The following is an 11,512-nucleotide window of genomic DNA, read 5'->3' on the forward strand; positions in this document are numbered from 1 at the left end:
ATCGCCTGCGCCGCGCGGACCTTGCCGTCGTCGAGCGCGCGCGGACGACCACCCTTTCGGCCCCGCGCCGCCGCTGCCGCCAAGCCGGCCTGCGTCCGCTCGATCAGGATTTCGCGCTCCATCTGGGCCAGCGCGCCGAGCAAGGAGAACACGAACCGGCCAGCCGTGGTCGTCGTGTCGATCCCTTCGGTCAAGCTGCGAAGCGCGATTTGACGTCGCTGGAGATCGTCGCCGATCTCGATCAAATGCCTCAGCGACCTTCCAAGCCGGTCGAGCCGCCAGACCACCAGCGTGTCGCCGGCACGTGCCGCGTCGAGCAGCGCCGTCAGCTGCGGTCGGTCCGTACGTGCCCCGCTCGCCGTCTCCGTCCAGATGCGCTCGCACCCGGCCGCGCGAAGGGCGTCGTGCTGCAGGTCGTGGTTCTGGTCACCCGTCGAGACGCGAGCGTAACCGATAAGCATCCTGTTCTCCCGAAACTCGTCAACGCCGCCCGTTCTCGGACGTCCGGTTTCACGATATGTTATTCGGAAAATCTGTCAGCATTTTTCTGCAGTTTTCGGAAACGGTTTTCGGAGACAGAACGCCTTCACCCGAAAACCACCGTTTGCAAGAAGCATGGGTCGAGGGTGACGACGATGAATGGACTCAGGCTGGTCACGGCGGGGACGGCTACCGACCCGCGCCATCCAGCTCCACCGTTCGTCTACACATACGGCAGCCCCGGGTCGAACGCGCTTTTGATTATGGTCAGGAAGACAGATTAACTGACGACGGGGATCATGCGGTGAGAACGGTCAACCGGGCCCGTAGCTACTTCTAAGCACAGAGCGCGTCTGGCATGGATCGGATGTCGAAGGTTGTCGTCGAAGGGACGGCTCGTGAGCTTTCGCAAGTGAGGCGAGCTCAGTGAAACTCAAGCTCCAGATCCAGATCGGGATAGGTGCCTTGGCGCCGATGGACCGAAGGATTGACAGGCTGAAGGTCTCCGGCCTCCTCCATGCGCGCGAGCACTCTCTTGTAATGGCTTACCAGAAATGGCGTCTCCTCGATGACGAATCTCTCAATCTCCCGCACGCTCGCGTGTCGATTTGTAAAACGGTTCGAGATGAGTTGCCGCAAATGATCGCGGTTTGGCTCATGCTTGAACAATACAGTCTGGGCAGGGTTTGTGGCGTCGGAGAATGTGAAGTTGCCGCCGGGGTCGACCTTCCACATAGCCTCTTTCATCTTGGAAAGGCCAAGCCGGTTGTTGCTTGCGAAATAGAGAAAATAGTCGACGACGCCCCTCTCGTTTCGCATCTCGAAAGAACGAACAAATTGTGCTCCTGCGGCGCTATGTAGCTGGTCACGGTACAGGTCACGGATGAAGTTCTTTCGGGAACGCCCGAACATTCTATCAGCATCTCGCCACCGGTTACAGCCAAAGAGCGCATCGAAATTCTGTTCTTGAGCCGGGTGACTTACGAACCTATTGATCTCTTCAAACATAAAATTTACCAGAATCTCCGTGCTCCGCCGACGCATCAAATCGGCCAAGATCGTCATGGGTATGCCGGTCCACCCGAAAGGATCGGCGAGCGCGAACGCTGGCGCGCGAGGGTAGGCCAGTAGGCGTGGACTTATATGACGTTCGTACGCCTCTTCGAAAGTCATGCGCGCATGCACAAATACCTCGACGTTTGGCGGCAGTGCACTGCTCTGCCTCAAAGCGTCAACGTTCGCCTGTAGGGCAGCAGCGACGCGTTGCTTACGTTCAACAAAATGAAATTCGTACGGTATCTGACGCCGCTTCAGCGCTATCAAGGCGGCCTTCAGCGCAATGATCGGAGACCCGTCTTCACCCAGCGTATATCGACCCGGACCACTAAAGCCGTCGATATAGATTATGCGATCAAAATTCTGGCCGTTGCTTAGAATCGGAAACCATGCCTGTAGATACGATTCGAGAATCTTGAGCTTGGCTGCTGTATGGGGCTGAAGCAGCCAACTGGCGGCGGTTAGGGCAGATGATGATCCGGAAGACATTACTATACCACAACGGGTGCGTTCTGCTGACGTGGATACTCATTCCACTCACGGTCGTCCAAAGAACGTCCGCCACTCTTTGGACGGACACCACCCCACTGCTTGAAAAAGAACGCAGCGCCCTGCGTCTGGCACTGATCTCTGATCTCGCGCACCCATTCCGTCTGCATCGGTCGCGCGCCGGGACCGCTTTCGCCTCCAACGATCACCCAGTCGATACCGCTTAGGTCGAGTTCGCCAAGAGACCCAAGAAGTGGCTCCAACGAGAGGAAACGGATCGACGCTGGCGCCATCCGGAGATGGGCAATGCGTCCTTTGGCTTGTGCATTTTCCACCGATACCCCACACCAGATGTGCGCCGGTGTCATATTGTTTCCATACCGAGCCCTTAGGTAGCGCGACATCAAAGTGCTGCGCTTCGTCAGAACCTGAAATAGGTGCCAGTTGGCTCGCTCCATGGTCTCGAAGACCCGGTCGATAAACGCGGGCGGAACATCCTTATGGAACAGGTCACTCATGGAGTTGACGAATATCATCCGCGGCCGCTTCCAACTCAGCGGCTGCAGTAACCTTTCCGGCCGTAGTATAAGATCAAAACCAGATTCGAAAGGATGCCCCGGCACACCTCGAAAGCGTTCTGAGAATCGCTCCGCGTAGCAGTTGTCGCAACCGCGACTAACCTTCGTACACCCGGTTAGCGGATTCCACGTTGCGTCAGTCCATTCAATTGCACTGGTATCCGCCATGTCTCACCATGAACATAAAGAGAACAATATACGGGCTAGAATTTGTTGGCAAGACCCACACTCGACCAAGCCGGGTGTGTAGCGTCAGCTTGAGCGAGGAGTGGCCAAAGTCAGTTGCTTTCGCGACAAGCTCCGCCGAGTTCGACCAAGGAACCAGACAAATATGCTGCCTTTTAAAGGTTCCCGGTCACTGCTCGTGGATCGATAACCTTGGCCGGCTTCATTCTCCGGCCTCCGACAATGCGTCTATCCGGCCGAAATGACCGAGCCATCAGGCGAGAGGGCTTAGCCACCGCTTATTGTCGCGCAGGCGCCACGCCATCGGCGCCTGCATCCGGGAGCTGCACGCATCGGTCGACAGAGATCGACGTGAACAAGCATATCGTCGCCCCGGTGCCCCGGTCTCTCATTTCCGACCCGAACGAGGCTTGCCTGAACACTGCGAAGGGTGGCGTCCAATTTGGCGGTCGCCCTGTGCGGAAAGAGTCGGCTGTTTACGACGGCTAAATAGGCCAAGATCGCAAATGGAGCCCTTCCGATGTCTAAGCGTCTTGGCAAAATCCCACCCACACATCCTTACGTAGCGGAAATCACACTCGATCCTGCCGACTATTATCGGTTCAGCTGCCTGACCGACGATGCGCCCGAGCTGCGTGTTCTCGATGTCGACCAATCGCAGCCGGATATCTGGACTGTGTTCGTCGCCTGCGCGAGCGCGGAAACGGCATCGCGACTGAAATCCGCATGGTAATCGACATGATTAGCGTGATTGTGATCGTTCGATGAGGCCTGCTTGCGCGGGCTGTCGATCTAGGCAGCCCATGCCGCCGACAGCGCTTCGGCCTGCTGCAGCACGTTCTGAACGGCGCCGTCTTGTAGGTCTGGCGGATAGCCGTATCGGCGCAGGATGCGCTTTACCAACGAACGAATGCGTGCGCGGGCGTTTTCACGGTGCATCCAATCCACCGTCACATTGCTGCGTACGCTGTTGACCAGCTCCTGCGCGATCACGCGCAGGGCGGGTTCACCCATCGCGGTTCGCGCACTCTCGTTATCGGCAAGGGCGTCATAGAACGCGATCTCTTCGTCGCTGAGCCCGTGTTCCTGACCGCGGAGTCGCGCTTCCCGGATATCCTTCGCGATTTGAACCAGTTCTTCCAGAATCTGTGCCGTGGTCAATGCGTTTGCGTGGTATCGTGCGACTGCGGCCTCAAGCCGGTCCGTGAAGCCACGCGCCTGCGTCACGTTGCGCTTCGACTGCGCACGAACGGTCCCGGCGATGAGCTTTTTGAGCGCCTCAATGGCAAGGTTTTTCTTCGGAAGTTCCTGAACTTCGGCAAGAAATTCGTCGCTCAGGATGGAAATGTCCGGGCTCTCGATGCCAGCCGCATGCATGATGTCGATGATTTCGGTTGAGACGACGGCGCGGCTCACAAGCTGCTGGATTGCCAGCTCCCGGTCGACGGGGCTCCGTTTCCCGGGGCCAACTGACGCATCCTTCGCCAGCGCGATCCGCACTGCCTGAAAGAACCCAACCTCGTCGCGGATCGCCCGTGCCGCGTCACTCGCGGCCGCAAGGGCAAATGCCTTCGAGAGCGCGAGGACCGCATCCGCAAAGCGTCGATGCGCGCGCTTCTTGCCCTCGTCGGTCGTCTCCTTTGCGGCAGCCTCCTGTTGCAACGAAAGGACCCAATCCATCGCCCCGGCGAGCACGACCAGCCGCTGCTGCGGCAGGCTTCCAGCGGCTATCGCCGGTCGGTAATCGAAGCCGCCCGGCATATCGGGGCGGAACATCGCGCGAACGATCTCGTACTTCTCGACCAGCACGCGGACGGCCTCAGCTTCGTCGATGCCGGTCTCTCGCCGGTCGTTCGGGGAATATTGAGACAGGGCTTCCTTGAGGCTCTGGGCGAGCCCGATGTAGTCCACCACCAGCCCGGCAGGCTTGTCCCGGAACACCCGATTGACGCGCGCAATCGCCTGCATAAGCCCATGACCGCGCATCGGTTTGTCCGCATACATTGTATGCATCGACGGGGCGTCGAAACCCGTCAACCACATGTCACGCACGATCACGAGCCGCAGGGGATCGTCGGCGGCCTTCATCCGGTTCGCCAGCAATTCACGCCGCGCCTTCGGTCTCTTTCCGATATGCGCCTGCCATTCGGGCGGATCGGACGCGGCGCCGGTCATGACGATCTTGATCGAGCCGGCCTCGTCATCATCGCTATGCCAGTCGGGGCGGAGCTTGATGATCGCATCGTAAAGTTCGACGCAAATGCGGCGCGACATGCAGACGATCATGCCCTTGCCGTCCAAGCCGGCGCAGCGCGCTTCGAAATGCTGCACGATATCGGCTGCGATCAGATTGATCCGCTTCTCTGCGCCGACCAGCGCCTCGACACTGGCCCATCGCCGTTTCAACCGCTCCTGTTCTTCGGACGCTTCGTCTTCCGTCAGGTCGTCGATCTCGGCGTCGAGCTTCGGCTTCTCGTCCTCGTCAAGTTCGATCCGGGCCAGCCGGCTCTCGTAATAGATCGGCACCGTGGCGCCGTCTTCGACCGCGCGGCTGATGTCGTATATGTCGATGTAGTCGCCAAACACGACGGGCGTGTTCACGTCGCCGGTTTCAACCGGCGTGCCGGTGAAACCGATAAATGAGGCGTTCGGCACCGCATCGCGGAGATATTTCGCGAACCCATACGACACTGAGCCGCCGGCCCGGTCGACTTTAGCCCGAAGCCCGTATTGGCTCCTGTGAGCTTCATCGGCGATCACGATGACGTTTCGCCGATCCGTCAGCACTGGGTGGTCAGCCTCGTCAGGATCGACCGCGAATTTCTGCAGGGTCGTGAAAATCACACCACCCGATGGCCGGTTGAGAAGGTTTCGGAGTTCGGCACGGTCGCGCGCCTGAACCGGCGCCTGACGCAGCAAATCGCGGCACATGGAGAAGGTCGAGAACAGCTGGTCATCGAGATCGTTCCGGTCCGTGACGACGATCAGCGTGGGGTTCTCCATGCCGGGGTGCTTGATCACGCACCCTGCGTAGAAGGCCATCAGCAGGCTCTTGCCGCTGCCTTGGGTGTGCCAGATCACACCCACCTTGCGGTCGCCTGCAGGGCGGGTCGCGTCGATGGTTCGGTCGATGGCGCGTCGCGCGGCGTGGAACTGATGGTAGCCGGCGAGAATCTTGACGAGGCCCTTTTCCGTCTCCCCGAACACGACGAAATCGCGCAGGAGGTCGAGGAACCGGCGCGGTTCGAAAACGCCGTGGATGATCGTCTGCAGTTCGGGCGCGCTTTTCGGCGCGAGATCGTCGCCGGTCACCGTCCGCCATGGCATGAACCGCTCGCGGTCGGCGGTGAGCGACCCGATGCGCGCCGCAAGGCCGTCGGTGATGATCAGAACCGCGTTGGCTCGAAACAGCGAACCGATCTGGTCCTTGTAAGTCTGGAATTGGTTGAAGGCGCCGTCCAGTGTCGCGTTCGGCTTGCCGGGATGTTTCAGCTCCAACACCGCCAGCGGCAGCCCGTTAATGAAGACAACGACATCCGGGCGGCGGTTCGCCCGGTTCTCGATCACGGTGAACTGGTTCACGGCGAGCAGGTCGTTTGCCGTCGGTTCGTCGAAATCGAGCAGCCGCACCTGTTCGCCGCCGATGGTGCCATCCGCCCGCCGCACCTCGACGGGGACGCCCTCACTCAAGAAACGATGCAGTCTGCGGTTTTCGTGGACAAGGGACTGCGTCTCGACGCGCAGAACTTTTGCCTTCGCCTCCGACAGGGCTTCCGGGGGCAGATGCGGGTTGAGCCGGCGAAGCGCCTCGTCAAGCCGACCGATGAGAACAACGTCGCCGTAGCTGGTTCGTTCCGGCCGGTCGGCGTCCGGTCCGATGCTCAGCCCGTGGAGGGTGGCGTAGCCGAGATCGGCGAGCCACGCGAGCGCGGCCTCTTCGACATGGCTTTCGCCGATCCCCGTCACAACGCCGGCTCCACCATCTTCTCGGCGTCACGGACGCGAATTTCGCCCGACATCAGTTTGGGGAGGAGGAGGTCGCGGGTGGCGGCAAGGGTTTCTGCTTCGGCCTCGTTCGATGCGATCTTCTGAAAGCAAGGGCGGACAGCTTCAGCAAGGTTCTGTAAAAGTGTGTCAGTTGGCCGCGTGACGGGGTAGTTTTCCAGCGCGTCAGGTTGAACCCTCTGCCGGCCCGATGTTCCGGTCATAGAGCGAATAGCATGTTCACGAAAGTTAGGGTCGCGCGCCAACAGATAGCCAAACTCGGATGGGAACGGTGGCCGGGGGCGGATCACGATGAACTCAGTAGACCCCCATGCCACCTCGTCGTCGCCGAGCCGGCCAACGTACGCCGTCTTCCCATTTTCTAGACACGGAGTGATGCGAGCCAAAAGGGTGTCGCCGTTCCGAAATCGAGCGCCCGAACCGGCCGGGCGACTTGTAGGCGCGCTAGGCCACATTCCTTGTGTTGGTATTGCCGCCATGTCGAGGTATGGCGCGACGCAGCCGACACGAAGGCGTTCACGCGGATTCAGATCGGCCACGTCGCCAAGCGTCGTCGGCGACCACCCCTCCGGCTTCCCCTCACCGTCGAGACGATCCGGAAACAGTGCCCAGAGATCGGAAGTGAGGTAGGGCGGGCGGCCTTCCATCTTCGCCCGGGTCGGTCCGAAATCGACGAACCAGTCCTTGAACAGCGCCCGCGCCATCGCCTCCAACGTCTCGTTCATCCGACGGTTCAAGTCGATCTTGTCGTCGAGGGCGCCGAGGATCGAGGCGATGGCCTGCTGCTCTCGTTCCGGGAAGGTCGGAACCGGGAGCGCTTCCAACCTATCCGTGGGCAGTCGACCGGTCCCGTGTCCCGCAGCTTCAACGGCCCCAAGCAACTCTGGCTTTCGCGCAACTATCGCGTAATACAAAAACCTACCATCGATGCCGGTTGGTGTAATCGCCTTGATGTCCTGATTGAAGGCCATCTCTCGATCAGATCGCGCCACCCGGATTTCCTTGTGCAGCGACATACCCCGGACGGTGATAAATATGGCCTCGGCCGGAGCCAACCGGGTGCCGTTGCCGATGGCAGCAGGCGTGACGTGGTCTTCCGTAGTTGCGTCGTATGCTGCCATGTCTTTGGGTGTCAGCCATGGGATCGAGCCGTTCCAGTATTTTGGTTGGTCTTTGGCTGGTGTTCCTCCCGAAAGGAGCTTCGCCACTGAACCCAAGCGGACGACTTTCCGCTCAGTCATGGGCAATCAGCCCCGACAGCCCTGTTTGGATCGCGGAGGTGAGAGCGGCTGCTTGACGAAATTGCCGCTCAAGCTCCCCCCGTAAAGCGCCAAATCTCTCCTCGAACGGCACCTCGTCTTCCTCGATATCGGCCGTCCCGACATACCGTCCCGGTGTGAGCACGTGGCCATGAGACCTGATCTCGTCGAGCGACGCAGCCTTGCAGAAGCCCGGCACGTCGGCATAGGCGCCCGCCTCCGGCTGGCCGCGCCATGCATGGTAGGTGTCGGCGATCTTTTTCACGTCCTCGTCCGACAGCTCACGGCGCGTCCGGTCAACCAGTGCGCCGAGCTTCCGGGCGTCGACGAACAGCACCTCGCCGCGCCGATCTCGAAGACCGCCGCCGAGTGCCTTGTCGCGCGTCAGGAACCATAAACAGGCCGGAATCTGCGTCGAATAGAAGAGCTGACCGGGTAGTGCGATCATGCAATCCACGACGTCGGCTTCGACCATCGCCTTTCGGATCGCGTCCTCGCCGTTCTGCCCGGACGACATGGAACCGTTCGCCAGTACCACGCCCGCCCGGCCGCCGGGTGCAAGGTGCCAGTGGATGTGCTGTAGCCAGCCGTAGTTCGCGTTGCCGACCGGTGGCACGCCGAACGTCCAGCGCGCGTCCTCTCGAAGTCTTTCCCCGCCCCAATCCGAGATGTTGAAAGGCGGATTGGCTAGGATCGTGTCGAACCGGAGATCACGGAGTTCATCACGGTGAAACGTGCCTTCGTTGTTCCACCTGATGTCCGCATCGATGCCGCGCACCGCGAGGTTCATTTTCGCAAGCCGCCACGTCGTATGGTTCGATTCCTGCCCATAGATCGCGATGTCGCCGATCCGGCCACCATGGCTTTCGACAAATTTTTCAGACTGCACGAACATGCCGCCGGACCCGCAGCACGGGTCGTAGACCCGACCTTTGTAAGGTTCGAGCATCTCAACCAGAACGCGAACGACTGAACGCGGCGTGTAGAACTCGCCGCCCCGGCGCCCCTCGGCTCCGGCAAAACCACCAAGGAAATACTCATATACGCGCCCGAGCAGATCCTTCGATTTTTCGCCCGGTGCGCCCACCGTGATGCCGGAGATCAGGTCGATCAGTTCCCCGAGCATAACCTTGTCGAGCGCAGGCCGGTTGTAGTCCTTTGAGAGCACCCCCTTAAGCGTGTCGTTCGCCGACTCGATAGAAGCCATCGCATCGTCAATCAGCTTGCCTATCGTCGGCTGACGCGCGCTCGCCTGCAAAAACGACCATCGTGCTTCCGCGGGGACCCAGAACACGTTCTCGGATCTATACTCGTCTTCATCTTCGGCGACGTCCTCCCCTTCGACGAGCAGCTCAGCACGACGAGCCTCGAATGCGTCCGAGATGTGACGCAGAAAAATCAGGCCGAGCACGACGTGCTTGTAGTCCGACGGTTCAAGGTTCTTGCGCAGTTTGTCGGCGGCAAGGAACAGCTGTGCCTCAAAGCCCAGATTGGCGCCGTTTCCGTTCGGCTTCACCGAAGGCTCGGTGGTTGCGGATGCCGGCGACGATGCATCTGCATTCTTCCTTGGTCTTCCCCGCGGCACGCCTCAGTCTCCCTTGAAGTTCGGACTGGATGACAACGGCGCGGACACCCCGCATTTCAGGCGCTGGAATTCCTCGACGGCCATGACGACCACGACCGGGCGTCCATGCTTCGCGACCGTCACCGGCTCAGCCCGGGCTAGATCGATCAATCGGCCGAAGCCGTCCTTTGCCTCTTTGGCGCTCAAAATTTGCATCCCGTCCCCCACGTCCAAAACGATTTTGGCCATTTCGGCTTGAAGGGCAAGCGCCGGCGCGATTCGAAGTAAAAACCATCAAAATTCGGCTATAGACAAAATAAAAATGGTCTACGAATTAATTCGGTTCAAATACCAAATTTTTTTGTCAATATCGGAATCTCCACTATTTGACACATTCATTTCTGGGTGATACGTCGATTGCCGAACAAGGTTGGCAACGAAAATCAAGAAATCAAACGCAATAATTAAGGAGGACTTATTCGGATGAATTTATATTCTGTTAATCAGATTCGTAGAGCGAAAAATTCTCCGATCTGGGATCGAGTTTTTAGAGAACAAATTCGTCTCTTAAATCTTGTTCAAAATAATCAGTTGAATTCACAAATCTTCAATCCACAATCAATATGGGTCAAGGCCGAGGAGAATACAGTTTCATTTGTGCTTTTGGTTTTGAAATGCGCCAAAATGGAAGGCATCAGTCCGGTGCAATGGCTGGAGCAACATGAAGAGATACTGAGGCATCGTATCAAATGATGAATCGACAAATGAGAAGGTACCGCAGATGTATATAGATCAACGAGAATACGATATCAGTGAAACCAGAATGATCCATTTTGTTGATCATAGATTTCTTGTCTTTGATAGTTGTCAGAAAACCGAATCAAATGAAACGATTCGAAATGCTATAGGATCTGGAAAGATAGAAATCAGTTTAGAGAAACATACATTTTCAAAATTTCCAACTTATACAGTTGTACCATTTTGGACACCATTGCCGCCCCCGAGGAAAACGATCTCTCTATATGAGCTCGGACAAATTGTTCGGCTTTTGAATTTCGACGGAGGAGCACATCATGTTGAATTATTACCGGGTGACTTTGTAATTACTGCACCTTGTCCACTTGCATGGCGAACACAGGACTGGCGACTGTATGTTTACGGTCCACGCGATCCATATATCCGAGTTTATGACGCCACTATGCGATTCGATCCAACAAAACTTCGCGATGCGATCATGGCAGGATATCCTTGTAAGTATCTGCTCATCCTGGTCCGTCGATAAGTTGAATCGATTGTGAATTGACGTGACCACGGCGGATACGATTCGACGGGAGGCGTGAACGAGCTTCCTGACCTGTCTCTCCTATCGCACGCTGAGAAAGACGCGCTGATCCGCGCGCTATGGGACGCGTTGCAATCATCCGAGCGCAGGAACGCGGAACTGGCAATCCGGCTTTCGGATGCGGAACGCCGGATTGCGGAGTTGGAGGCGCGGCTAAACGAACCGCCGAAGCGGCCGGACAATTCGAGCCTGCCGCCATCGCGCGGGCAGAAGCCAAACCGGCCCGAGAAAAGTCCGCGCAAGGGGCCCCGCAAAGGCAGTCTCGGCCGTGAGGGTGGCGGTCGCTTGCTTGCCGAGAACCCCGATCAGACGGTGATCGCGAAGGCGGCGCATTGCCAGCACTGCCGTGCCGGGCTGACTGACGCGGATCAGCGCCTCGCGCAGCGCTACGACAAGATCGATCTGCCGCCGATCAAGCCGGTCGTCACCCGCGTCGAACGCTATGCCGGCCATTGTCCGTGCTGTGGGGCGACCACGCTGGCAGCCGTCCCGGAAGGCATGGAGACCGGCACACCATTCAGCCTCAACCTCGTGGCTCTCGCGATCTACCTGC

The 11,512-nt window shown here is 58.7% G+C and carries 10 protein-coding genes; 3 read left to right on the forward strand and 7 right to left on the reverse strand.

Translation table 11 applies throughout. The features are described from left to right. From RT91_RS05265 to RT91_RS05275, 3 genes are all read right to left on the reverse strand, one after another. On the reverse strand, positions 1 to 461 hold a 461-nt coding region (locus tag RT91_RS05265), incomplete at its 3' end, for a recombinase family protein (RefSeq protein WP_035186047.1). A 442-nt stretch (positions 462 to 903) separates the two neighbouring features. Then, positions 904 to 2,025 (reverse strand): three-Cys-motif partner protein TcmP, encoded by a 1,122-nt coding sequence (locus tag RT91_RS20310; protein ID WP_035186048.1) that lies wholly within the window; start codon positions 2,023 to 2,025, stop codon positions 904 to 906. A gap of 2 nt (positions 2,026 to 2,027) precedes the next feature. After that, positions 2,028 to 2,771: a DUF5131 family protein gene (locus RT91_RS05275; RefSeq protein WP_035186049.1), complete on the reverse strand. Its 744-nt coding sequence runs from the start codon at positions 2,769 to 2,771 to the stop codon at positions 2,028 to 2,030. A 538-nt stretch (positions 2,772 to 3,309) separates the two neighbouring features. On the opposite strand from RT91_RS05275, the gene RT91_RS05280 reads away from it, so the two are divergent. Next, a complete protein-coding gene (locus tag RT91_RS05280; protein ID WP_035186050.1) occupies positions 3,310 to 3,522 on the forward strand; it encodes a hypothetical protein in 213 nt (70 codons plus the stop codon). Between the two features lie 59 nt (positions 3,523 to 3,581). Here RT91_RS05280 and RT91_RS05285 read toward each other — a convergent pair whose 3' ends face one another. From RT91_RS05285 to RT91_RS05300, 4 genes are read right to left on the reverse strand one after another with little or no spacing between them, the layout of a single operon-like run. Next, positions 3,582 to 6,755: a type I restriction endonuclease subunit R gene (locus RT91_RS05285; protein ID WP_035186051.1), complete on the reverse strand. Its 3,174-nt coding sequence runs from the start codon at positions 6,753 to 6,755 to the stop codon at positions 3,582 to 3,584. Further along, positions 6,752 to 8,035 (reverse strand): restriction endonuclease subunit S, encoded by a 1,284-nt coding sequence (locus RT91_RS05290; RefSeq protein ID WP_035186052.1) that lies wholly within the window; start codon positions 8,033 to 8,035, stop codon positions 6,752 to 6,754. Before RT91_RS05290 ends, RT91_RS05285 begins: the two co-directional genes overlap by 4 nt. After that, entirely contained in the window at positions 8,028 to 9,638 is a 1,611-nt protein-coding gene (locus tag RT91_RS05295) for a class I SAM-dependent DNA methyltransferase (protein WP_082468546.1), read from the reverse strand. The genes RT91_RS05290 and RT91_RS05295 overlap by 8 nt, the downstream gene beginning before the upstream one ends. Before the next feature lie 3 nt (positions 9,639 to 9,641). After that, positions 9,642 to 9,866, reverse strand: coding sequence for a type II toxin-antitoxin system Phd/YefM family antitoxin (locus RT91_RS05300; protein WP_035186054.1), 225 nt, complete (start codon positions 9,864 to 9,866; stop codon positions 9,642 to 9,644). Between the two features lie 234 nt (positions 9,867 to 10,100). On the opposite strand from RT91_RS05300, the gene RT91_RS21360 reads away from it, so the two are divergent. Together RT91_RS21360 and RT91_RS05305 are read left to right on the forward strand one after the other, a co-directional pair. Then, a complete protein-coding gene (locus RT91_RS21360) occupies positions 10,101 to 10,370 on the forward strand; it encodes a hypothetical protein (RefSeq protein WP_152982799.1) in 270 nt (89 codons plus the stop codon). 583 nt (positions 10,371 to 10,953) lie between these two features. Next, the coding region (locus RT91_RS05305) for a DUF6444 domain-containing protein (protein ID WP_240314202.1) at positions 10,954 to 11,512 on the forward strand (559 nt) is incomplete at its 3' end.

It is taken from the genome of Acidiphilium sp. JA12-A1, assembly GCF_000724705.2.
Lineage (GTDB): Bacteria > Pseudomonadota > Alphaproteobacteria > Acetobacterales > Acetobacteraceae > Acidiphilium > Acidiphilium multivorum.

Bases quoted from the DNA above. Each gene is read 5' to 3' on its own strand.
- RT91_RS05280 (WP_035186050.1), top strand. From the start codon at position 3,310: ATGTCTAAGCGTCTTGGCAAAATCCCACCCACACATCCTTACGTAGCG.
- RT91_RS05275 (WP_035186049.1), bottom strand. From the start codon at position 2,771: ATGGCGGATACCAGTGCAATTGAATGGACTGACGCAACGTGGAATCCG.
- RT91_RS20310 (WP_035186048.1), bottom strand. From the start codon at position 2,025: ATGTCTTCCGGATCATCATCTGCCCTAACCGCCGCCAGTTGGCTGCTT.
- RT91_RS05290 (WP_035186052.1), bottom strand. From the start codon at position 8,035: ATGACTGAGCGGAAAGTCGTCCGCTTGGGTTCAGTGGCGAAGCTCCTT.
- RT91_RS05300 (WP_035186054.1), bottom strand. From the start codon at position 9,866: ATGGCCAAAATCGTTTTGGACGTGGGGGACGGGATGCAAATTTTGAGC.
- RT91_RS21360 (WP_152982799.1), top strand. From the start codon at position 10,101: ATGAATTTATATTCTGTTAATCAGATTCGTAGAGCGAAAAATTCTCCG.